Origin of the sequence: Leifsonia sp. NPDC058230 (assembly GCF_042882245.1) — a bacterium.
Lineage (GTDB): Bacteria > Actinomycetota > Actinomycetes > Actinomycetales > Microbacteriaceae > Leifsonia.
Window position 1 is genome coordinate 484931 of record NZ_JBHVWM010000003.1, and the last position, 22133, is coordinate 507063.

General features: G+C 67.8%; 24 protein-coding genes. 15 read left to right on the plus strand and 9 right to left on the minus strand.

All coding sequences use genetic code 11. The features are described from left to right. Positions 1 to 20 precede the first annotated feature (20 nt). The 3 genes from ACFVV0_RS12190 to ACFVV0_RS12200 are packed head-to-tail and all read right to left on the minus strand — an operon-like array spanning position 21 to position 2220. Positions 21 to 755, minus strand: a complete 735-nt coding sequence (locus tag ACFVV0_RS12190; RefSeq protein WP_387063080.1) for an ABC transporter permease — start codon at positions 753 to 755, stop codon at positions 21 to 23. After that, positions 752 to 1546, minus strand: coding sequence for an ABC transporter ATP-binding protein (locus tag ACFVV0_RS12195; protein WP_387063083.1), 795 nt, complete (start codon positions 1544 to 1546; stop codon positions 752 to 754). The genes ACFVV0_RS12190 and ACFVV0_RS12195 overlap by 4 nt, the downstream gene beginning before the upstream one ends. Before the next feature lie 32 nt (positions 1547 to 1578). After that, positions 1579 to 2220 carry a TetR family transcriptional regulator gene (locus tag ACFVV0_RS12200; protein ID WP_387063086.1) on the minus strand — a complete coding sequence of 214 codons (642 nt, stop codon included), beginning with the start codon at positions 2218 to 2220 and terminating at the stop codon, positions 1579 to 1581. A 151-nt stretch (positions 2221 to 2371) separates the two neighbouring features. Between ACFVV0_RS12200 and ACFVV0_RS12205 the strand changes: the two genes are divergently transcribed. Together ACFVV0_RS12205 and ACFVV0_RS12210 are read left to right on the plus strand one after the other, a co-directional pair. Continuing rightward, positions 2372 to 2938: a LemA family protein gene (locus tag ACFVV0_RS12205; protein WP_387063088.1), complete on the plus strand. Its 567-nt coding sequence runs from the start codon at positions 2372 to 2374 to the stop codon at positions 2936 to 2938. 9 nt (positions 2939 to 2947) lie between these two features. After that, positions 2948 to 3829 carry a M48 family metallopeptidase gene (locus tag ACFVV0_RS12210; RefSeq protein WP_387063090.1) on the plus strand — a complete coding sequence of 294 codons (882 nt, stop codon included), beginning with the start codon at positions 2948 to 2950 and terminating at the stop codon, positions 3827 to 3829. Positions 3830 to 3836: 7 nt separating this feature from the next. Here ACFVV0_RS12210 and ACFVV0_RS12215 read toward each other — a convergent pair whose 3' ends face one another. Both ACFVV0_RS12215 and ACFVV0_RS12220 read right to left on the minus strand, forming a co-directional pair. Beyond that, entirely contained in the window at positions 3837 to 4109 is a 273-nt protein-coding gene (locus tag ACFVV0_RS12215; protein WP_387063093.1) for a hypothetical protein, read from the minus strand. 64 nt (positions 4110 to 4173) lie between these two features. Next, positions 4174 to 5394, minus strand: coding sequence for a winged helix-turn-helix domain-containing protein (locus ACFVV0_RS12220; RefSeq protein WP_387063096.1), 1221 nt, complete (start codon positions 5392 to 5394; stop codon positions 4174 to 4176). Between the two features lie 176 nt (positions 5395 to 5570). Between ACFVV0_RS12220 and ACFVV0_RS12225 the strand changes: the two genes are divergently transcribed. The 7 genes from ACFVV0_RS12225 to ilvA all read left to right on the plus strand — a co-directional run bounded on the left by ACFVV0_RS12225 (position 5571) and on the right by ilvA (position 12839). Further along, positions 5571 to 6716: an ABC transporter substrate-binding protein gene (locus ACFVV0_RS12225; RefSeq protein WP_387063099.1), complete on the plus strand. Its 1146-nt coding sequence runs from the start codon at positions 5571 to 5573 to the stop codon at positions 6714 to 6716. Continuing rightward, positions 6716 to 7672 carry an ABC transporter permease gene (locus ACFVV0_RS12230; protein WP_387063101.1) on the plus strand — a complete coding sequence of 319 codons (957 nt, stop codon included), beginning with the start codon at positions 6716 to 6718 and terminating at the stop codon, positions 7670 to 7672. The genes ACFVV0_RS12225 and ACFVV0_RS12230 overlap by 1 nt, the downstream gene beginning before the upstream one ends. After that, positions 7660 to 8505: an ABC transporter permease subunit gene (locus ACFVV0_RS12235; protein WP_387063104.1), complete on the plus strand. Its 846-nt coding sequence runs from the start codon at positions 7660 to 7662 to the stop codon at positions 8503 to 8505. The genes ACFVV0_RS12230 and ACFVV0_RS12235 overlap by 13 nt, the downstream gene beginning before the upstream one ends. Then, entirely contained in the window at positions 8505 to 9563 is a 1059-nt protein-coding gene (locus ACFVV0_RS12240) for an ABC transporter ATP-binding protein (RefSeq protein ID WP_387063106.1), read from the plus strand. Before ACFVV0_RS12235 ends, ACFVV0_RS12240 begins: the two co-directional genes overlap by 1 nt. Positions 9564 to 9594: 31 nt before the next feature. Next, the gene (locus ACFVV0_RS12245; RefSeq protein WP_387063109.1) at positions 9595 to 10197 is read left to right on the plus strand and encodes a hypothetical protein; all 603 of its coding nucleotides are present in this window, start codon (positions 9595 to 9597) and stop codon (positions 10195 to 10197) included. 71 nt (positions 10198 to 10268) lie between these two features. Then, positions 10269 to 11516: an AI-2E family transporter gene (locus ACFVV0_RS12250; protein WP_387063112.1), complete on the plus strand. Its 1248-nt coding sequence runs from the start codon at positions 10269 to 10271 to the stop codon at positions 11514 to 11516. A gap of 63 nt (positions 11517 to 11579) precedes the next feature. Continuing rightward, complete coding sequence (ilvA, locus tag ACFVV0_RS12255; RefSeq protein ID WP_387063115.1) at positions 11580 to 12839, plus strand: threonine ammonia-lyase; 1260 nt, start codon at positions 11580 to 11582, stop codon at positions 12837 to 12839. Between the two features lie 54 nt (positions 12840 to 12893). Here ilvA and greA read toward each other — a convergent pair whose 3' ends face one another. Together greA and ACFVV0_RS12265 are read right to left on the minus strand one after the other, a co-directional pair. Then, positions 12894 to 13382, minus strand: a complete 489-nt coding sequence (greA, locus tag ACFVV0_RS12260; RefSeq protein ID WP_387063118.1) for a transcription elongation factor GreA — start codon at positions 13380 to 13382, stop codon at positions 12894 to 12896. A gap of 115 nt (positions 13383 to 13497) precedes the next feature. Then, on the minus strand, positions 13498 to 13893 hold the full coding sequence (locus ACFVV0_RS12265; RefSeq protein ID WP_387063121.1) for a DUF4307 domain-containing protein: 396 nt from the start codon (positions 13891 to 13893) through the stop codon (positions 13498 to 13500). A 161-nt stretch (positions 13894 to 14054) separates the two neighbouring features. Between ACFVV0_RS12265 and mca the strand changes: the two genes are divergently transcribed. Next, positions 14055 to 14912: a mycothiol conjugate amidase Mca gene (gene mca, locus ACFVV0_RS12270; RefSeq protein WP_387063566.1), complete on the plus strand. Its 858-nt coding sequence runs from the start codon at positions 14055 to 14057 to the stop codon at positions 14910 to 14912. Beyond that, positions 14909 to 15172, plus strand: a complete 264-nt coding sequence (locus ACFVV0_RS12275) for a hypothetical protein (protein WP_387063124.1) — start codon at positions 14909 to 14911, stop codon at positions 15170 to 15172. Before mca ends, ACFVV0_RS12275 begins: the two co-directional genes overlap by 4 nt. Positions 15173 to 15194: 22 nt before the next feature. Here the strand turns inward: ACFVV0_RS12275 and ACFVV0_RS12280 are convergent, their stop codons facing one another. Further along, positions 15195 to 16001, minus strand: a complete 807-nt coding sequence (locus ACFVV0_RS12280) for a hemolysin III family protein (RefSeq protein WP_387063126.1) — start codon at positions 15999 to 16001, stop codon at positions 15195 to 15197. A gap of 73 nt (positions 16002 to 16074) precedes the next feature. Here ACFVV0_RS12280 and ACFVV0_RS12285 point away from each other — a divergent pair, with 73 nt between their 5' ends. The 4 genes from ACFVV0_RS12285 (at position 16075) to ACFVV0_RS12300 (ending at position 20497) form a co-directional block, all read left to right on the plus strand. After that, positions 16075 to 16860, plus strand: coding sequence for an isoprenyl transferase (locus ACFVV0_RS12285; RefSeq protein ID WP_387063128.1), 786 nt, complete (start codon positions 16075 to 16077; stop codon positions 16858 to 16860). Positions 16861 to 16870: 10 nt separating this feature from the next. Further along, on the plus strand, positions 16871 to 17989 hold the full coding sequence (locus tag ACFVV0_RS12290; protein WP_387063131.1) for an aminotransferase class V-fold PLP-dependent enzyme: 1119 nt from the start codon (positions 16871 to 16873) through the stop codon (positions 17987 to 17989). A gap of 271 nt (positions 17990 to 18260) precedes the next feature. Next, the gene (locus ACFVV0_RS12295; RefSeq protein ID WP_387063134.1) at positions 18261 to 19613 is read left to right on the plus strand and encodes a PhoH family protein; all 1353 of its coding nucleotides are present in this window, start codon (positions 18261 to 18263) and stop codon (positions 19611 to 19613) included. A gap of 239 nt (positions 19614 to 19852) precedes the next feature. Beyond that, entirely contained in the window at positions 19853 to 20497 is a 645-nt protein-coding gene (locus tag ACFVV0_RS12300) for a prepilin peptidase (RefSeq protein WP_387063137.1), read from the plus strand. Positions 20498 to 20668: 171 nt separating this feature from the next. On the opposite strand, the gene ACFVV0_RS12305 is transcribed toward ACFVV0_RS12300, so the two are convergent. After that, a complete protein-coding gene (locus ACFVV0_RS12305) occupies positions 20669 to 22075 on the minus strand; it encodes a class II fumarate hydratase (RefSeq protein WP_387063140.1) in 1407 nt (468 codons plus the stop codon). Positions 22076 to 22133: the final 58 nt, after the last annotated feature.

The following is a 22133-nucleotide window of genomic DNA, read 5'->3' on the forward strand; positions in this document are numbered from 1 at the left end:
GCCGGGTGTGCGAGACGCGGCTACGGCGTGCGGCGCTGGAGCGTGAGGGAGCCGAAGATGACCGCGGCGAGAGCGAAAGCGCCGATGATGAGGAGCTCGCCGCCGACGTAGGCGGCGTCCTCCGTGTCGTTCGCGACCGCATTGAGGGCGTCGATCGCGTGGGAGAGGGGGAGCCAGTCGCTGATGGTCTGGAGGCCCTCGGGCAGCTGGTCACGGGGGAGGAAGATGCCGCCGAGCAGGATCTGCGGAAAGACGAGCGCAGGAAGGAACTGCACGACCTGGAACTCGGTGCGGGCGAAGGCGCTCACGAACAGGCCCAACGTCGTACCGAGGATGGCGTCGGCGAGGGCGACCGCGATCAGCAGCCAGATACTCCCCTTGATCTCCAGCCCGCACACCCACACGGCGTACCCGACCGCGACCACGGTCTGCACGATGGCGAGCAGTGCGAAGGCGAGCGTGTAGCCGACGATGAAGTCGGCTCGGCCGAGCGGCATCGACAACAGCCGTTCGAGGGTTCCGGTGCGACGCTCGCGCAGGGTGGTGATGCTCGTCACGAGGAACATCACGATGAACGGGAAGAGTGCCAGCATCGCGGGCCCGATCGTGGAGAAGACGTCGGTGTCGGTGAAGATCCACGCGACGAGCCCGATCAGCAGACTCGGCACCACGATGAGCAGCGCCACCGTGCGCGGATCGTGCCGGATCTGCGTGAGCACTCGGCCCGAGGTGGCGAGGGTGCGGGTGAGGTTCATGCTCCGGCACCGCCCTCGTCCTCGGGCCCCGCGTCTTCGAGCGCGTGCCGCGGGTGGTGGCGCTGGATGAGCGCCAGGAACGCGCCCTCGGCATCCGGTGCGCCGGTCTCGGCCAGCAGGGCTTCGGGGGTCTCGTCGGCGAGGATGTCGCCGTCGCGCATGAGCAGGAGCCGATCGCAGCGAGCCGCCTCGTCCATCACGTGGCTGGAGATGAGGAGGCTGGTGCCACCCTCGGCGAGGCGATGGAAGAGGGTCCAGAGCTCCACTCGGAGCAGCGGGTCGAGGCCGACGGTGGGTTCGTCGAGCACGAGGAGGTCGGGTGAGCCGAGCAGGGCGGCGGCGAGGGAGACTCTGCTGCGCTCGCCGCCGGAGAGGGTGGAGACGAGCCGGCCTTCGTTGGCTCCGAGGTCGGTGGCCTCGATCGCCCGCGCGACGTCGTCGCGGCCGGCACCGAGAACGCGCCGGAAGTAGGAGAGGTTCTGCCGCACGGTGAGGTCGTCGTAGACGCTCGCCGCCTGGGTCACGTAGCCGACGCGATGTCGCAGCGCCGGGGATCCGGCCGGTTCGCCGAGAACCTCGACGCGTCCGCCGGCCACCCTCTGCACACCGACGATGGCGCGCATGAGCGTCGTCTTGCCGCACCCGCTCGGCCCGAGCAGGCCGACGACCTGACCGCGCGGGATGTCGAGGCTGAGTCCGTCGAGAACCGTCGTGCGTCCGCGACGCACCCGGAGGCCTTCGATGGCGACCGCCACCCCCGATGCCGAGGCGGACGACGAGGAATTCATCATGTGATGAATTATTCGCCCCGCTCCTCACCCGGTCAAGGGTCGCGTGGCGAAAGGTCGGCCGTCGGATATCCGAAGAGATGCCACTGCAGCACCGGGCCCACGCGCTGTGCGAGCTCCTCGACCGGTGTGCCGGCGATCGGGTCGAGCTTGAGCACGAACCGCGTCATCATGAGGCCGACGAGCTGGGATGCGACGAGGTCGGCGCGCAGCTCGGCATCCTCCGCGTCGGCAGCCGTGGCCAGCCGGCTGAAGATCTCACGCGCGAGGAACTCCTTGAGCATCCGGCTGCCCGGCCCGCTGCTCAACGCGGTGCGCAGGATGACCACGACACGGGACTTGGCCTTGTCGTTCTCGAGGCGTTCGAGCAGATAGCGCACCACGCTCACGCCGATCTCCTCGCGGGGGCCGGCGAGGATGACGTCGAGCGCGCGATCCGGACGCAGCGGCGCCTCAAGGGATGCGGTGAACAGGTCGGCCTTGTCGTCGAAATAGTGGTGCACCAGGGCGGAATCCACCCCCGCCCGCCGGGCGACCGCGCGCAGTGAAGCGGCCTCGTACCCGCGCTCGGCGAACTCCTCGGTGGCGGCCTTGAGGATCGCCGCGCGCGCGGATGCGCCCTCCCGCGCCTCCTTGCGCGGGCGGCCCCGTTTGCGACGCTCGGCGACCTCGCTCATGCGCCCTATTGTGCACCCGCTCACCGCCTCCTGCCGATGGGCACGGTAGATGCTTTGAGAGTCATGGGAACGCGGTGGGAGCACAGGGCACCGCGGTTAGTATGAATGTCGCACGAGAGTTTCCGTGCCCATCACCAAGGAGTATCCCAAAATGGAATGGCTCATCCCGGTCATCATCGTTGTCGTCATCGTCGCGATCATCGGGATCTACCTGTGGGCCACCTACAACTCCCTGGTCACCCTCAAGGTGCGCGTCGACGAGGCGTGGAGCGACATCACGGTGCAGCTCAAGCGTCGTGCCGACCTCATCCCGAACCTGATCGAAACGGTCAAGGGATACGCCGCCCACGAGAAGGGCGTGTTCGAGTCCGTCACGCAGGCACGCGCAGAGACCCTGTCCGCGACGGGCCCGGCCGAGGCATCCGTGGCGGAGAACCACATGCAGACGGCGCTGAAGAGCATCTTCGCGGTCGCGGAGGCGTACCCGCAGCTGCAGGCGAGCCAGAACTTCCTGCGCCTTCAGGCCGACTTGGTCGACACCGAAGACAAGATCCAGGCCTCGCGCCGGTTCTACAACGGCGGCGTGCGTGAACTGAACACCAAGATCAAGGTGTTCCCCAACAACATCTTCGCCAAGCGCCTCGGATTCTCGGAGCGCGACTTCTTCGAGGTCGGCGACCTCGCGGCGATCGCCGAGCCGCCGCGCGTTCAGTTCTAACGGTCGGCGATGTATCGGGCGATAGCCAGGAACAAGCGCAATACGGTCATCACGATCCTGCTGTTCCTGCTCATCATCGGTGGCCTCGGCTGGCTGGCCGCCGTCATCTACCAGAGCATCACGATCCTCGTGGTCGTGGTCATCGGCGCCGTGCTGTACGCCGTGTTCCAGTACTACCTGGGCAGCCGTGAGGCACTGAGCATGTCGGGGGCGATCCCCATCCAGAAGTCCGACAACCCGCGCCTCTGGAACGTCGTCGAGAACCTCTCGATCACCACGGGCACTCCCATGCCCCAGGTGTACATCGTCAACGACCCCGCACCGAATGCGTTCGCGACCGGGCGCGACCCGCAGCACGCGTCGGTCGCCGCCACCACCGGTCTGCTCGACATCATGACGGATGCGGAGCTCGAGGGCGTCATGGCGCATGAGCTCGGGCACGTGCGCAACTACGACATCCGTCTCGGGATGATCGTCTTCGGTCTCACCGTGGCGATCGGCTTCATCGCCGACATCTTCCTGCGTATGGCCTTCTTCGGCGGCAACCGCAACAACAACAACGGGGGCAACCCCGTCGTCCTCGTGTTCGGGCTGATCGCGGCGATCATCGCCCCGCTGGTGGCCACGCTCATCCAGCTCGCCGTCTCGCGTCAGCGGGAGTACCTCGCCGACGCGACCGGCGCCATGACCACCCGGCACCCGGATGCGCTGGCGAGCGCCCTCCTGAAGCTCGAGGCCTACGGTCGGCCGATGCGCAAGCAGAACACCTCGATGGCGCACCTCTGGATCGCCAACCCGCTGAAGCCCAGCCTGATGAGCCGCCTGTTCAGCACGCACCCGCCCATCCCCGAGCGGGTCGAACGGCTCGAGAAGATGGGCAGCACCTTCTAGGAGTGCCTCAGCGTGCGGAGTCGGCGTCCGCTTCGCTGTCGAGCTCGCCGGTACCGACGTACCGGTAGAGCACGCGGTAATCGGCACCCTCTTCCGGGGTGTCGGCGGAGGGCCGCCAGACACTCTCGACGGTCTGCCCGCCGACGGTCGTGACATCGCGGATCGGGTCGGCCGGCTTGCCGTCGACCAGGCTCGTCACGATCTCCGCGTACACCGTCCCGTCCGGGTTCACGAGCACGGCCAAGTAGTGGTTGTCCGGAATCCCGGTCTCGTCTGTCATGTCCCGGATCGTACCCCTTTCGTCACGATCGGGGCCGGGACGCTCCCGATGCCGGACGCGCGCGTCAGGCAGTGGCGCCGGCGGCGGCCACGGCGGTCGCAAGGGCCGGTGCGAGATCGCCACGGTCGGCGACGGCGATGCCGCCCAGACCCTGCCAGGCCGCCGTCTCCTCGAGGAGCGGCACCAGACGCTCGATGGTCTCCTCTGGGGCTCCGGGCTCGCTCCACGCCGACTGGACCCGCAGGATGCCCGCCTGGCGGTCGCTCTTGAGGTCGACACGTCCCACCACGCGATCGTCGATCAGGAGAGGCAGCGTGTAGTACCCGAAGATGCGCTTCTCGGGCGGTGTGTAGATCTCGATGCGGTAGTGGAAGTCGAACATCCTGAGCGCCCGGTCGCGGTACCAGACCACCGGGTCGAAGGGGGAGAGCAGGGCTGTCGCCTCCACGCGGCGGGGGAGACGCGCATCCTTGTGCAGCCACGCTTTCGCTTGCTTGCCGCCCTGCTGCCAGCCCGGAACGACCACGGGCAGCAGCTCGCCAGCGTCTTCGAGCTCTTGGATCGCAGCCAGGGCAGGGGCCCGACGGATGCGGTAGTAGTCGCCCAGGTCGCCCACCATGCCGATGCCGTGCGCGACGGCCGAGCGCCTGATCAGCTCGCGCACCGCATCCGGGGTCTCGACGCGGTTGTCAAGGATGTTGGCGGACAGCACGTCCGCGGTCAGCGCGTACCGGCGTTGGAACCGGGTGCGGCCGGCGACGGCCACCTCACCGAAGATGAACATGATCTCGAGCGCCCGTTTCACGTCGGACCAGCCCCACCAGGGGCCTTTGCGCGTGTTGGCGTCGTGCTCGATCTCTCCGGCGGTGAGCGGGCCGTTCGCCGCGAGTTCTGCTCGCAGCCAGTCGACCGTCTTGAGGTTGCTCTGGAACCAGCCGTCGGGCTGCGTGTAGCGCTCTCGTTGCGCATCCATCCGCCACTGGAACAGCGGCCAGTCCTCGCGGCGCATGAATGCCGCCTCGTGGGCCCAATACTCGGTGTGCGGCGCGCCCGCCTTGAAGGTGAGGTTGTCGAGCAACGTCTTGTCGTAGCTGCCGAGCCGCGCGAAGGCCGGCAGGTAGTGCGACCGCTCGAACACGTTGACCGAGTCGATCTGCAGCAGATTGATGCGATCGATCAGCCCGTTGAGCTGTCGGGTGCCGACCACTGCCGGGCGGGGACGGCCGAAACCCTGGGCGGCCAGCGCTATGCGGCGCGCGAGGGCAGGCGAGACGTTGTCAACCACGATGTCGACCATAGCGCCAGCCCCGGACACAGTGATTAGGCCGTCGTTCACCATCCGTCCACCGGACGCTCCCGAACCGGTTGCCAGGCGTGCCTAGCGTGGCCCCTGGCCCGGAGGAATCCGAAGCCTTTCCGCGAACGGGAGGCGACCATCCGGGTAACCAAACGGAGGAACTCTTGACCAAGAAGCGCGCACGCGTCGCCGGCCTGGCCGCCGCGGCCACTGCCGTCGTCCTGTCGCTCGCCGCCTGCTCTGGCGGCGCCAATGCAGCGGACCCGAGCGGCGGGGCAGCAGCCGACGCCGCCACAGCCACGAGTGTGAAGGACTTCGGCTCGATGGATGCGCTGGTGGCCGCTGCGAAGAAGGAGGGCAACCTCAACATCATCGCGACCCCCGGCGACTGGGCGAACTACCAGCAGATCTTCGACGGCTTCACCAAGAAGTACGGCATCACGATCAACCCCAGCCAGGACAGCGCGTCCAGCCAGGAGGAGATCGACGCCGCCAAGAAGCTGAAGGGGCAGGACACCGCTCCCGACACGTTCGACATCGGCAGCTCGGTGGCGGTCGCGAACACGCAGTACTTCGCGCCGTACAAGCCGACCGGCTGGGACGACATCCCCGCCGACCAGAAGGAGAGCACCGGTCTCTGGAAGGTCGGATACTACGGCGTGATGGCCGTCGGCTACGACGCCAACAAGATCAAGACCGCGCCCAAGACGTTCAGCGACCTGCTGAAGCCGGAGTTCAAGGGCGCTGTCGCGCTGAACGGCAACCCCACGCAGGCCGCGGCCGCCGCCGGCGCCGTCGCGTACGCCGACTTGCAGAACAACGGAACGCTCGACGACCTGACCCCGGGCATCGACTGGTTCTCGAAGCTCAAGGCAGCCGGCAACTGGAACGCCGCCGACGGCAAGCCCAACACCATCGCCTCGGGCGAGACCCCGGTTCTGCTCGACTGGTCGTTCAACCAGAAGGGCTACTCGACCTCCGACACCATCAAGGGCGGCGGCGTGAACTGGAAGTACGTCGTACTGCCGGGCACCGCATACGTCGGGTACTACAACCAGGCGATCAACAAGGACGCGCCTCACCCGGCCGCCGCTCGCCTCTGGGAGGAGTACCTCTACAGCGACGACGCTCAGAACGCCTGGCTGAAGGGCGGCGCCTACCCGGCGCGCGTCGACGCGATGGAGAAGGCCGGAACGCTCGACACCGCCGAGTTCCCGGGCAAGCTCGACAAGACGGCCGTCATGACGGACAAGCAGGCGACCGACGCAGGAACCCTGCTCAACGCCAAGTGGGCTAACGCGGTCGGCTAGTGACATCTTCTATTGCTGACGCTGCGGCGCCGGCGATCGACAGCGGTGCCGCCGGGGATGTTCCCCGGCGGCACTCGCCGTCGGGCGCGGCACCCACCCGTCGCCGTCGTCGCGGCGTTCCCGCGGTGCTCGGCCTGACTCCCTTCGCCTTCTACGTCGTCGTCTTCCTCGCCATCCCGACCGTGATCGCGGTCGGCAGCGGGTTCCTGGATGCGAACGGCACGTTCACGTGGGAGAACCTCAGCGGTCTCGCCGAGCCGGCGATCCTCGGATCGTTCTTCGGCGCCTTCTTCCTCTCCGCGGTGACCGCCGTCGTCGGCGCGATCGCCGGTGCCGCCCTCTGTTTCGCCATGCTGCGCTCACGCGCGGGCGGGGTGACCCGCTCGCTCGTCGACTCGGCGAGCAGCGTGCTCGCCCAATTCGGCGGTGTGATGCTGGCGTTCGCCTTCATCGCGACGATCGGCGCCCAGGGTCTTGTGACCGTTCTGCTGCGCAACCAGTTCCGCATCAACATCTACGAGAACGGCGTGTGGCTCTACACCGTGCCCGGGCTCATCCTGCCGTACCTGTACTTCCAGATCCCGCTCATGGTGATCACGTTCATGCCCGCCCTCGAAGGTCTCAAGCCACAGTGGCTCGAGGCGAACGCGACGCTCGGCGGAAGCCGCGCGTCCTACTGGTGGCGGGTCGGCATCCCCGTGCTGATGCCGTCGTTCCTCGGCAGTCTGCTGCTGCTGTTCGCCAACGCGTTCTCCTCGTACGCGACCGCGGCGGCGCTCGTCGGCCAGGCGAACAACATCGTCTCCCTGCAGATCCGCCAAGCCCTGATCAGTGAGACCGTGCTCGGCCGCGCGAACCTGGCCGGTGCCATGTCGCTCGGGATGCTCGTGGTGATGATCGTGGTCATGCTCGGCTACTCCGCGCTCGTCTCGCGAACGGCGAGGTGGCAGCGGTGAGCCGCGCGCAGTCCGCCCGGCCGGGCCAGACTCTGAGGTTCGGCCCCGGTCCCGTCACGCGGAGCATCATCTGGACCGTCTTCGGCCTCTTCTTCCTCATTCCCCTGTTCTCGATGCTGGAGTTCACGCTCCGCACGGCGAAGCCCGGCGTCTACAACTTCGACCGCTGGGTGCTCGTGTTCAGCGGCAGCACGACGCGCTATGACCGCATCTACCAGGGCCTCGGCAACTCGCTCGTGCTCGCCCTGGTGACCGTGCTCATCATGCTGCTCGTGCTGCTGCCCACGATGATCCTGGTCGAGCTGCGGTTCCCGCGCTTGCGCCGGCTGCTCGAGGTCGTCTGCCTGCTCCCGATCATGATCCCCGCGATCGTCATGGTGGTCGGGCTCGCGCCGACGTATTCGGTGGTCACCCAGATCTTCGGGTCCGGCACCTGGACGCTCGCCTTCGCTTACGGCATCACTGTGCTCCCGTACGCGTATCGGGCCATCCAGAGCAACATCGCGGCCATCGACGTCGTCACTCTCAGCGAAGCGGGGCGTTCTCTCGGCGCCGGATGGATGAGCGTGCTCACCCGCATCCTCGTCCCCAACCTCGGTCGCGGCATCCTCGCGGCGAGCGTGCTCTCGGTGGCCGTGGTGCTCGGCGAGTTCACCATCGCGTCGTTGCTCAGCCGGGTGAACCTTCAGACCTCGCTGCTGCTCGTGTCGCAGTCCGATCCGTTCGTCGCGGTCATCTTCGCGCTCCTCGCGTTGCTGTTCGCTTTCCTCCTCCTCTTCGTCGTCGACCGCCTCGTTGCGGCCGGACGGCGACGCACCGCGAAAGGTTCATGATGTCAGCCCTCGAATCCCCTCAGTTCGGGTCGACCGTCGAGCTCCGGGAGGTCGTGCGCGACTTCGGCGGCGGTGTCGGGCTCAACGGGCTCGACCTCGCCGCCCAGCCTGGCGAGCTGATCGCCCTGCTCGGCCCGAGCGGCTGCGGCAAGACGACGGCGCTGCGAGCGCTCGCGGGCCTGGAACGCGTCGACTCGGGGAGTATCCTCATCGACGGCATCGATGTGACCGACGAGCCGACCAACCGTCGCGACCTCGGGATGGTCTTCCAGTCGTACTCGCTCTTCCCGCACCTCACGGCCGGTCAGAATGTCGAATTCGGGCTCCGGATGCGCAAGACGCCGCCCGCGGAGCGTCGCCTCCGCGCAGCGGAAGCCCTCGCACTCGTCGGCCTCGACCACCACGTCGACCGCTACGCTCACCAGCTGAGCGGCGGGCAGCAGCAGCGCGTCGCCCTGGCGAGGGCACTGGTGACCCGCCCACGCGTGCTGCTGCTCGACGAGCCCCTGTCGGCCCTCGACGCGAAGGTGCGGGTGCAGCTCCGCGACGAGATTCGCCGCATCCAGACCGAGCTCGGGATCACCACCTTCTTCGTCACGCACGACCAGGAGGAGGCGCTCGCCATCGCGGACCGCGTCGCCGTCATGCGCTCGGGCGACATCGAGCAGATCGGCACACCCGAGGAGCTGTATCGCCGGCCGGCCTCGCCGTTCGTGGCCGAGTTCGTCGGGCTCACGAACAAGGTCGCAGGCCGTGTGGCCGGCGGTGAGCTGTCGGTGTTCGGACGCCCCGTTCCACTCGTGAGCGCCGGCGTGCCGGACGGCGCCGTGCAGGTCTACCTGCGGCCGGAGGATGTGCTGCTCTCGTCCGCGGGCATCCCGGCCACCGTCGTCTCCACCAGCTTCCTCGGTGCGCTGCGCCGCACGCAGCTCCGTCTCCAGGACGGAACCGAGCTGGCGGTCCAGCATGCGGCACGGGAGACGCCGGAGCCCGGATCGGCGGTGCACGTCGAGCTCGCGGGCACGCCGGTGACCGCCGCGCCCGCATCCCCCGAATGAGGGACTTGACCGCGCGAGTAGAATAATCCTCATGTTAGGTGAAGCCTCGGGGGAGGCCGCCGAGAATACGTCGACGATCGACCTCTCCACGTTCGAAAAGACCCTGTCCTTCAAGGAACTCGCCACAGAGATCCGGTTGAACGACGTCATCCACCTCCCCTGGTGGCTGCAGCCCATCGAGGTCATCAGTCCCACCCACACCGTGGGGAAGGGGCGGACGAACCTCACCGTCATCGCGCCGGACATCCTGCAGACCGACACGACGGGCACGCCGTTCGCGGCGTTCAACTTCCGTCAGGTCCCCTCCGGTGGTCCGGGCGTCTCGGTGCACTTCCTGCCGAGCGCCTACGGGATCACCGCGACGGCCAACTATGTGATGACGTTCCTGCTGTCGGTGAGCGGCGCGACCAAATTGACGATCTCCGGGTCGGTCATCGGCGGATCGGTGACCGGGGCGGGGACGAAGACGGTCAACGGCAACGTGGCGATGTCGGTGGTGCTGAACAATGTGCAAGCGTCACAGGTGGTGAATGCGGCGGTTCAACAGCGCGAGTCCGGTGGGAGCTGGTCGTGGTTCTCGACGAGCATCGAGCATCCGCCGTTGATCTTTCAGGTCGCCGGGCTCGATCAGTAGCCGGCTGAGCATCAGCCGAACTCGCGGTCAACCCCGTAGCCGGGAAGGCGCGCGCCCGTAAACTGACGAACATGTCAGACACGGATGCGACCCCACCGGCCGCGCGGGAGCCCGCGGGGGAGAACCGCGCGCCCGCGCGCACCTGGTTCCTCAACCGCAGGCGTCGTGACCTGGAGGGGCCGGTCGAACCGATCGACGAGGAGCTGCCGCGCGGCATCCGTCTCGCCGGCGCCTGGTCGTGGCGGCTGCTGGTCGTCGGGGCTGTCATCGCTGTCGTGATCTTCCTCGTCATCCAGCTGCGGCTGATCATCATCCCGTTGCTGATCGCCGTGCTCATCTCCGCGCTCCTCGTGCCGTTCGTCGACCTGCTGGTGCGTCACAGATGGCCGCGCTGGCTGGCGATCGTGGCGGCGATGCTCGCAGTGATCGTCGTCGTCGGCGGGCTGCTCTATCTGGCGATCTGGCAGGTCGCGCGCGAGGGATCGGCCCTCAGCGAGCAGTCGGTGACCGCGTTCAACGATTTCCGTGCCTGGCTCACCACCGGACCTCTCGGGTTGACGGAGAGGCAGATCACGGATGGTCTCAATCAGATCGTGTCCTCGCTCCAGCAGGACGGCCAGGTCTTCATCACGGGAGCGCTGTCCCTGGGTTCGACGCTCGGGCATGTGCTCACGGGCGTGCTGCTCGCGCTGTTCAGCACCCTGTTCATCCTCATCGACGGCAAGACCATCTGGAACTGGATCGTTCGCATCTTCCCGAAGGGTGCACGCGCGGCCGTCGACGGCGCCGGTCAGGCCGGCTGGATGACACTGCGCAACTTCGTGAAGGTGCAGATCCTCGTGGCGTCGATCGACGCGCTCGGGATCGGCCTGGGCGCGTTCTTCCTCGGTCTGCCGCTGGTCATCCCGATCTCGGTGCTCGTCTTCCTCGGTTCGTTCATCCCCGTGGTCGGCGCCGTGGTCACCGGTGCGCTGGCGGTGTTCGTCGCGCTGGTCTACAACGGGTGGGTCACCGCTGTCATCATGCTCGCCGTCGTGCTGCTGGTGCAGCAGATCGAGGGCCATGTGCTCCAGCCGCTCATCATGGGCACGGCCGTCAAGGTGCATCCGCTCGCGGTGGTGCTGGCGGTGGCCGCGGGTTCGCTGCTCGCCGGCATTCCGGGTGCCCTGTTCGCCGTGCCGTTCGTGGCCGTGCTCAACGTGATGGTGCATTACGTGTCCAGCGGGGCGTGGCGCACGAGACCGCCGGGCGGCTACGCCGGGCCGCCGACAGCCATCTGGCAGACCGTTCCGCAGGTCGTTCGCCGGTCCCGGGGCTGACAGCCCGACGCTGCGTGACAGAACATTCGGTTTACGGAATACGGCCGCGAGTAGGCTGAGCGAGTGGCTACGCTGACAGACTCGACGCGCACACCCTTCGCCGGCCCGAGCCTCGACGAGATCGAGGCGGCCCGTGCGATCGTGTCACGGGTCGCGCAGCCCACTCCCATCGAGAGCTCCCGCTTTCTCGCGGAGGTGCTCGGGGCATCCGTGTACCTCAAGTGCGAGAACCTCCAGCGCACCGGCTCGTACAAGATCCGCGGCGCATACAACAGGCTCGCCAAACTGAACGCGGAGGAGCGTGAGCGCGGCGTCGTCGCCGCATCCGCCGGCAACCACGCGCAGGGCGTCGCCTTCGCTGCACGCGAGCTCGGCATCCACGCGACGATCTTCATGCCGGTCGGGGTGGCCATCCCCAAGTTCCAGGCGACCCGGGACTACGGCGCCGACGTCGTTCTGAGCGGAAGCATCGTCGACGAGACGCTGCGCGCGGCGGCCGACTTCGCGCAGGAGACCGGTGCCGTCCTGATCCCGCCCTTCGACCACCCGGACATCGTCACAGGCCAGGGCACGCTCGGCCTCGAGATCCTCGATGAGGTTCCGGATGCCGTCACCGTCGTCGTGCCGATCGGCGGCGGCGGTCTCATCTCCGGGGTGGCGAGCGCGGTCAAGCAGCGTGCCGCCCGCGAGGGCCGTGAGATCCGGGTCATCGGCGTGCAGGCCGCCAACGCTGCCGCCTATCCGGTCTCGCTCGCCGCCGGGGAGCCGACCGAGATCTCCCTGGTCGCGACGATCGCCGACGGCATCGCCGTGAGCAAGCCGGGCGCCCTCAACTTCGAGATCATCCGCGATGTGGTCGACGAGATCGTCACCGTGAGCGAAGACGACATGGCACGGGCACTGCTCGTCCTCCTCGAGCGGGCCAAGATGGTCGTCGAGCCGGCGGGCGGCGCCGCGGTGGCGGCCATCCTGGCCGGCAAGATCGCTCCCACCGGTCCGACGGTGGCGATCCTCTCCGGCGGCAACATCGACCCGCTGCTGATGCAGCGCGTCATCAGCCACGGACTCGCCGCGTCCGACCGCTACCTCAAGCTCAAGATCATGCTCCCCGACCGTCCTGGCCAGCTCGCCCGCATCTCCGAGATCCTCGCCGGCGCCAACGCCAACGTGGTCGAGGTGCTGCACACCCGGCACGGGCACGGCCTTCAGATCAGCCAGGTCGAACTCGACGTGAGCGTCGAGACACGCGGTACCGACCACCGCAAGCAGGTCATCGAGGCGCTGCGCACAGCCGGGTACGACCCGGTGCTCGACTACGAGTAGAACGAAGAAGCGGGCCGACAGCGACTGCCGGCCCGCGCATCCTTCGCCCGGGAATCAGCCGGTGAACGTCTCGACGTTCGTGACCTTCACGGCGATCTCGCGGCCGTTCGGGGCGGTGTACGTGGTGTCTTCGCCGACCTTGAGCCCGATGATCGCGGCGCCGAGCGGGCTCTGCTCGCTGTAGACGGTGAGGTCGGTGCCCGCCGCGATCTCGCGGTTGCCGATCAGGAACACGCTCTCGTCGCCGGCGATCGTGGCCGTGATGACCGTTCCCGGCTCGACGACGCCGTGGCTCTGCGGGGCCGCGCTGACCGTCGCGGTGCGCAGCAGGTTGGTGAGCTGAACGATGCGGGCCTCGATCTTGCCCTGCTCGTCTTTGGCGGCGTGGTAGCCGCCGTTCTCCTTGAGGTCGCCCTCTTCGCGAGCGGATTCGATGCGCTTCGCGATCTCATTGCGGCCGTTCACGCTGAGCTCCTCGAGCTCCGCGTGGAGACGATCGAAAGCATCCTGGGTCAGAAAGGTGACCAGAGGCTCCTGAGACATGGTGAACTCCTTTGCGCTACCGGCGTACTGCCGGTGGGCAGATCGTCGGCGGTCGGGTGACCGTCGGGCATAAAGTCGACGCCCCGACAGTCCGTCGAGGCGTATTCGGACAAGCTTAAGTCAGCCAGCAGCTCGAAATCAAACCGGTGTTGCTCTGCTCGGTGGTGCGGATCGTCTCTTTGTGGGTGGTGAGCCGCGCATCCGACGCCCCGTAGCTGATGACGCGCCAGCCCACGATGGCGAAGGATTCGTTGAGCGCCTGCACCGCGCAGGTCACCGGGGTGCCCGGTGGTGTGTTCACGGTGAAGGTGATGTCCACGTGGTGGGCGTCGACGATCGTGTACGCGGTGTCCGTCGCTTCGAGGTCCGCGCTGTCGTTGTCCCAGCCCGCCCAGAAGACCCAGCCTGTGAACACGGCGACGAAGGCGACGGCGACCCCGATGATCCACCAGCGGTCCCGTCGCTTGCGGTTGGGTGTGCGTCCGTAGCGACGATCGAGCGTCTCGGTCATCGCCCTGCTTCTTCCCGCACTGAGTCTCCCGTGAAATGGTGCACCGTCCACGACGGTAGGCTTGAACTCCAAGACTAGGAGACGAATCTGGGAATCGTTTCTCCTCAGCGGCCTCAACGGGCCCCAGCACGGCAAAAGGAAACGGTGTGACCCGGCGATTGATGGCAGTCCACGCCCATCCCGACGACGAGTCGAGCAAGGGCGCGGCCACCGCGGCCTACTACACCAGCCTCGGCGACGAGGTCATGGTAGTCAGCTGCACGGGCGGCGAGCGCGGCGACATCCTCAACGAGGGGATGCCGCAGGCCGCCCTGGCGATGGCGCGTCGCGACCTCGCGGGGCTGCGCCGCAGGGAGATGGCGGCCGCCCAGTCCGTGCTCGGCATCCAGCACCGCTGGCTCGGGTATGTGGACTCCGGCATGGCACGGGACGACGGAACATTTCCTCCGGGCTCGTTCGCGTCCATCCCACTCGAGATCTCGGCCGAACCGCTGGTCGCCCTCGTGCGATCGTTCAAGCCTCACGTGATGATCACCTACGACGAGAACGGCGGCTATCCGCATCCCGACCACATCCGTGCGCACGTCGTCGGCGTCGAGGCCTACCGGGCCGCCGCCGACCCCGCGCGGTACCCGGATGCGGGGGAGCCGTGGCAGGTCTCGAAGCTGTACTACGACCGCATCTTCAACCCGGGCCGGCTGAACGCGGTCTACGACGACCTGCTCGAGACCGCGCCGGAGTCGCCCCTGGTGAGCAGACTGCGTGACATGCGCGGCTGGATGCGAGAGCCCGACGTCGACATCACCACCCGCATCCCCGCGGGAGAGTTCTTCGAAGCGCGCGACCGCGCTCTGCGCTCGCACGCGAGCCAGGTCGCACCCGACAGCCCCTTCTTCTTCTGGCCGAACGACGTGCAGCGTCGAGCCTGGCCGACCGAGGACTTCCAGCTCATCGACTCGAAAGTGACTACGCAGATGCCTGAGACCGACCTCTTCGCCGGAATCGAGAACGCCGGATGATCGCCGACGCCATACTGCGCGCCGGCGTCTGGCTGACCGCGGCGACACCGACACCGACCCCGACCGTCCCGAACGACGACCAGGTGACGCCCGGCTATGTCGGCTTTCTCGTGACGTTCGCGATCGCTGTCGTGGTCATCCTGTTGATCATCGACATGGTGCGCCGCATCCGCCGGGTGCGCTACCGCGCGGAGATCGCCGAGAAGCTGGATGCGGAGCAGGCCGGTCGCGAGGAGCGCCCGGAGGGCGACGAGCGCTGACGCGGGCCGCACGCCGCGAGCACTAACCCGCGTTGTAGACCGGGTCGATGGCGATCAGCAGAGTCGCCGCCCAGTGGCAGAGGAACGCCAGCACTGTCAGTGTGTGGAAGATCTCGTGGAAGCCGAACCTTCCGGGGAACGGGTTCGGTCGCTTCATCCCGTAGATGACGGCGCCGATCGTGTACAGCACGCCGCCCACAAGGACGAGCACCATCATGGCCACGTTCGCCTCGAACAGGTCGACGATGTAGCCGAGCGCGCCCCAGCCCATTCCGACGTAGATGGGCACGTAGAGCCACCGCGGCGCCTGGATCCAGAACACACGGAAGCCGATGCCGAGGAGGGCCGCGCCCCACACCAGCGACAGGAGCAGAATGCCCTTCTGCGGCGGCAGCGCCAGCACAGCGAGCGGGGTGTACGTTCCCGCGATCAGCAGGAAGATGTTGGCGTGGTCGATACGCTTCAGGATGACCTTGGTGCGCGGCTTCCAGTTGAAGCGATGATAGAGCGCGGAGTTGCCGAACAGCAGCATCGACGTGAGCATGAACACCGCCGACGACCACTTCGCCGGCGCGCCGTGGGCGAGGGTGATGAGCACGATTCCCGCCGCGATCGTGACGGGGAACGTTGCCGCGTGGATCCAGCCTCGCCACGTCGGCTTGATCTCGGCGGCGCTCGCCGGGGAGGCGTCGAGCAGCGGGATGTTCGGCAGGTCGGGTCCGAGGTCGTCGTCGGCCTTGACGGCCGCGTCAGCGGGCTGGAGGGCGTCGGCCGGCTTCTCGAGCAGGTCGCCGACGTCTTCGTTCTCGCGGGCTTTGCGGGGCGTCATGCTGCAAGGGTACGGGACCGGCGTTGACCACGGGCTGTGAGTTGGATCCTCCCATGCGCGGTAACGTACCTCTGTGAGCAGACGGAGTTTCCCCCTCGGGAGTGGCCTCCTTTACGGTCTCTATCAGAATCGGCTGAGGCGGAGCCTCACCAAAGACGTCGTTCCCGGTCATGTCGCGATGATCATCGACGGCAATCGCCGATGGGCGCGCCAGGCCGGCCTGACGACGGCGGCTCACGGCCACCGGGCCGGCGCGGCGAAGATGCGCGAGTTCCTCGAATGGTGTGACGATCTCGGGGTCTCCGTAGTCACCCTCTATCTGCTCTCCTCCGACAACCTCACCAACCGGAAGAGCGATGAGCTCGCCGCTCTCATCGAGATCATCGCCGAGCTCGCCGACGACCTGTCCCGCTACCGCGACTGGCGCGTGCAGCACGTCGGGAGCGTCGCAGGGCTTCCCGAACCCCTGGTCGCCGCGCTCACCGCTGCCGAACAGCGCACAGCCGACAACACCGGCCTGCACGTGAATCTCGCCGTGGGCTACGGCGGCCGCAAGGAGATCACGGATGCGATGCGCAGCATCGTCGCAGCGCACCACGCCGATGGCGGCAGCCTCGACACCCTCGCCGACCTGCTCACCCCCGACCTGATCGGCGAGCACCTCTACACCGGCGGTCAGCCCGACCCCGACCTGGTCATCCGCACCTCCGGCGAGCAACGCCTCAGCGATTTCATGCTCTGGCAGAGCGCGCACAGCGAGTTCTACTTCGTCGAGGCTCTCGGCCCCGACCTGCGCGAGGTCGACTTCCTGCGGGCCGTGCGCGACTACTCGCGGCGGCAGCGGCGGTACGGGAGCTGAGGATGACGAGATGACGACCATCGAGGAGTTCGCGGCCGGGTTCCGCGAGGAGCCGGGCTACCTGGACTACGGCCGTGTCGGCCCGGTGTCGGCGACCGTCGTGGCGGAGACGATCGGGCAGTACGAGATCCTCGCCAAGAGCCGCTTCGGCACGGTCGACCGGATGCGCGGCGAAGACGAGCGGCTGCGCGAGGCCGCCGCGGCGCTCACCGGCTTCGCGGCCGACCAGATCGTCTTCCAGCCCAACACGAGCACGGGCCTGATGCACGCGATGTTCGGTCTGACGGGCGGCGAAGTGCTGCTCTCGCGGGCCGAATTCCCGAGCATCACCTATGCCGCGGTGCGAGCATCCCAGGCCATGCACGTGATCACGCCGACCTGGCTCGAGACGGATCACGGACGCGTGACCCCCGGCCAGATCCGCGAGCAGATCGGCTCGGCGACGACGGCCGTGGCGGTGAGCCTCGTAGACTCCCGCACCGGGTATCTCGCCGACATCGACGGTATCCGCCAGGTGATCGGTGATCGGCTGCTCATCGTCGACGCCATCCAGGGCTTCGGTGTGGTCGATGCGCCGTACGACGTCGCCGACATCGTCGTCACGGGCGGCCAGAAGTGGACACGTGCTGGCTGGGGCACCGGCTTCCTCGCCCTGAGCGAGCGCGCACTCGAGCACCTCACGCCAGTCTTCAGCGGCTTCACCGGAACCGACCGCACGGAGACCTTCGATGAGGTCGTCGCGCCGAGCGGAACGGCCAAGGCCTTCAGCGTGAGCAACCCGGATTCGGTGGCCGAGGCTCGGTTCGCAGCCGCCCTCGAAGAGGTCGCGGCCGTCGGTGTCGGCGCGGTCAATCAGGCGATCTCCGACAACGTCGAAGAGGTGATCCAGCTCGCAGACGAGTACGCGGTCCCCGTGGGTTCGTCCCGCAACCCCGCCGAGCGCGCGGGCATGGTGGTGCTCGAACCGAGTCCCGAAAAACTGACCCTCCTCAGCGCCTCCCTCCACAACCACGGGATCACCGCATCGAGCCGGGCAGCCTCGGTGCGCGTGTGCGTGCACGCGGGCACCACGGACGAGACGCTCGAGATGCTGCGGGCGGCCTTCGTGTCGTACTCGTCGGCGCTCTGAGCGGCGTGGAAGTAAGGGTGCTGCGGCGCGCATCCGGAAGCCGCGCGAAGGCGAACGCCGGGGTCGGCCCTCGGACTGGGGGAAGGTTTACCCAGGCTTAATGTTTCGGTGCGGGCGTGTCGCCGATGCGTGTCGGGAGTGCGGCGTAGCTTCGAGCTATCGGGTATGGCGCCCGATCGAGACGGCCACGTAAGTTCGTTTCGAAACCCAACCGGCCGACTCGCCAAGAAGATCCGGGAGCTCCGCGGAGCTGCCCGGGGCGGGAGTGGTTGTGGCCGAACAAGGTACCCGACAGCCGGCACAGGCCGGATCGACGACGCAGCACCTCGAGCAGGCCGAGCGCACATATGTGCTCGACACGTCGGTGTTGCTGTCCGACCCGAAGGCGATCTTCCGATTCGCCGAGCACGCTGTCGTCATCCCAGTCGTCGTCGTGGGCGAACTCGAAGGCAAACGGAACGATCCCGAGATCGGGTACTTCGCGCGGCAGGCGCTGAGGAACCTCGACGAACTCCGGGTGAAGCACGAACGCCTCGACTTCCCCATTCCGGTCGGCGACGGCGGTTCGCTCCGCGTCGAGTTGAACCACTCGAACATGTCGGTGCTGCCGAGCGGTCTTCAGCTCGGCGACAACGACTCGCGAATCCTCGCTGTCGCGGTCAATCTGGCCAACGACGGGCTCGCCGTCACGGTCGTCTCCAAAGACCTCCCGCTGCGTGTGAAAGCCGCCTCGATCGGTCTGGCAGCCGAGGAGTACCGGCACGAGCTCGCCGTCGACTCCGGTTGGACGGGGCTGGCTGAGATCGACCTCGGTTCGGAAGCGATGAGCGACCTCTACGAGAACGAATGGATGCACACCCGCCTGGTCGAGGAGATGCCGGTCAACACCGGGCTGATCATCCACTCCGACCGCGGTTCCGCGCTCGGCCGAGTCACCGGGGAAGGTGCACTCAAGCTGGTCCGCGGAGATCGCGACGTATTCGGTCTGCATGGACGATCCGCCGAGCAGCGGCTGGCCATCGACATGCTGCTCGATCCGGAGATCGGCATCCTGTCGCTCGGCGGCCGGGCCGGAACCGGCAAGTCGGCCCTCGCGCTGTGTGCCGGCCTCGAGGCGGTGCTCGAACGTCAGCAGCACAAGAAGATCATGGTGTTCCGTCCGCTCTACGCGGTCGGCGGTCAGGAGCTCGGCTACCTCCCCGGCGACCAGGGCGAGAAGATGAACCCGTGGGGCCAGGCCGTGTTCGACACGCTCGGGGCGCTCGTTTCGCAGAACGTGCTCGACGAGGTGCAGGATCGCGGAATCCTGGAGGTTCTGCCGCTCACGCACATCCGGGGTCGTTCGCTGCATGACGCCTTCGTGATCGTCGACGAGGCCCAGTCGCTCGAGCGCAACGTGCTGCTCACCGTGCTCAGCCGCATCGGGCAGAACTCCCGAGTCGTGCTGACCCACGACGTGGCGCAGCGCGACAATCTCCGCGTCGGACGGCATGACGGTGTCGCCTCGGTCATCGAGACGCTCAAGGGTCACGCGCTCTTCGGCCACATCACACTGACCCGCTCCGAGCGCTCGGCGATCGCGGCCTTGGTCACCGAGATGTTGGAAGGAAACGAGATCAACTAGGCAGTGCTGCTGCAGCGGCGGCGGATGCTGCGGCTGCGGTGGCTGTGAAGGCACGCGCAGCGGCGCCCGTTCCGGAGGTCATCGGACGGGCGCCGCGGTGCGTGTTCAGGGTGGGGTGGGAGCCCGCGGCGCGTGTCGGCGTGGCGCGTGTTCGAGCCTCTGGCGTTCGGGCCGCTGTGGATGAGGCTTGCTGCTGGGGATAAGACCCACGAGGTTGTCCGGCGACCTAGCGTTGATGCATGGGGGAGATCGCACGGGAACAGCGCGAAGTCGCCGGAGCCTTGGGCATCCGGCAGGCTGGGCGCGCGGGAGGGGCTCCCGGTGTTGTCGGACGGTGGCAAGCCCGCAGGCGGACGCCCGCCGCCGTGGCTGCGCTGTGCGTGTTCGCTGCGGCGCTCGTGATCCTCGCTCTTGTTCGGCTGGGTCCGGCGCCGCCTGTCGTGGTGGCGTGCGGATACGTTGCGGTCGTGACCATGCCGTTGACGGTCGTCGACCTGCATGAGCGACGACTGCCGAATGCGCTCGTCGTGCCGGGATTCGCGTTCGGTGCCGCGGGACTGGCGTGGCAGTGGCTCGCTCGCGGCTCTCCGCCCTGGGGAGCCCTGGGATGGTGCGTAGCGGTGCTGCTCGCGTTCGGGGTGCTCGCCGTGTTCGGGGGCGTCGGGATGGGCGACGTGAAGCTGGCAGGGATGCTCGCGCTCGCGCTCGGCGCCGCCGGGTCGGGAGCGGCAGCAGTCGGACTGGCTGTGGGCAGCGCGTTCGTCGCGGCGGGTGTTGCGGCGGTCGCGATGCTGGTCCTGGGGAGGTGGGCGGGGCCGCATCGGGAGATCCCGTTCGGGCCGTTCCTGCTCGCCGGGTTCTGGGTGGCGGTCGCGGCGGGGTAGCGCGCGCACGGCGGAGATTTCGGGGCGGGGGACGGCGATTCGTCCGTCGCGACGGAGAAGCGGGCCATGCGGGCGCGGAAACTCCGACGGAAACGCGCGAGGCGCCCTCCGGGTGGGAGGGCGCCTCGCGAACGGTTGCAGCTCAGGCTGGCGAAGGTGGCGAAGTGAGCATCAGCCCGGGTGGGTCATGCTCAACACGTCGAGGGCCTTGTCGAGCTGTTCGAGGGTGACCTCGCCGCGGTCGACGAAACCGAGGTCGATGACGGCCTCGCGCACGGTCATGCCGTTGGCGACGGAGTGCTTGGCGACCTTCGCGGCCGCCTCGTAGCCGATGACGCGATTGAGCGGGGTGACGATGGAGGGGGACGACTCCGCCAGAGCGCGGGCACGGTCGATGTTCGCTTCGAGGCCGGCGATGGTCCTGTCGGCGAGCACACGCGTGCCCTGGGAGAGCAGGCGGATCGACTCGAGCAGCGCGGTTCCCATGACGGGGATCGCCACGTTCAGCTCGAAGCTTCCCGACGCGCCGCTCCAGGCGATCGTGGCGTCATTGCCGATCACGCGCGACGCGACCATCAGCACGGCCTCCGGGATGACCGGGTTGACCTTGCCGGGCATGATCGAAGAACCGGGCTGGAGGTCGGGGATGTGCAGCTCGCCGAGGCCGGTGTTGGGCCCGGAGCCCATCCAGCGGAGGTCGTTGCAGATCTTGGTGAGGCTGACGGCGATGGTGCGGAGGGCGCCGGAGGTCTCGACCAGCGCATCCCGGTTGGCCTGGGCCTCGAAGTGGTTGCGCGCCTCGGTGATCGGAAGTTCGGTCTCCTGGGTGAGGAGTTCGATGACCAGCTGCGGAAAGCCGAGAGGGGTGTTGATGCCGGTGCCGACGGCGGTGCCGCCGAGCGGGACCTCGGCGACACGGTGCAGAGCGGACTGAACGCGCTCGATGCCGAGGCGGATCTGGGCGGCGTACCCGCCGAACTCCTGGCCGAGTGTGACCGGGGTGGCGTCCATGAGGTGGGTGCGGCCGGCCTTGACGGCGGAGGACCACAGTTCGGCCTTCTCCTCGAGAGCGACCGCGAGGTGGTCGAGCGCAGGGATGAGATCGTCGATCAGGGCTCCGGTCACCGCGATGTGAACGGAGGTCGGAAAGACGTCGTTCGACGACTGCGAGGCGTTCACGTGGTCGTTCGGATGAACGGGTCGGCCGAGGCTGCGCGAAGCGAGCGTGGCGAGCACCTCGTTCATGTTCATGTTCGAGGAGGTGCCGGATCCCGTCTGGTAGACGTCGATCGGGAACTCGCCGTCGTGCACGCCCGTGACGACCTCGTCAGCGGCGGCGGCGATCGCGTCGGCGATCGACTGGTCGAGCACTCCGAGCTTCGCGTTCGCGATGGCGGCCGATTTCTTGATGCGGGCGAGGGCGGCGATCTGGGTCGGCTCCAGCACGGAACCCGAGATGGGGAAGTTCTCCACGGCACGCTGAGTCTGCGCGCCGTAGAGCGCGGCCGCGGGAACGCGGACCTCGCCCATCGTGTCGTGTTCGATGCGGTAGTCGGTGTCCGCCTGGGTGTCCACCACGGTGTGTATTCCTTTCTGGGGCGTACGGCTCGGCCAGCGGGTTCGCTGGCATCCTCAC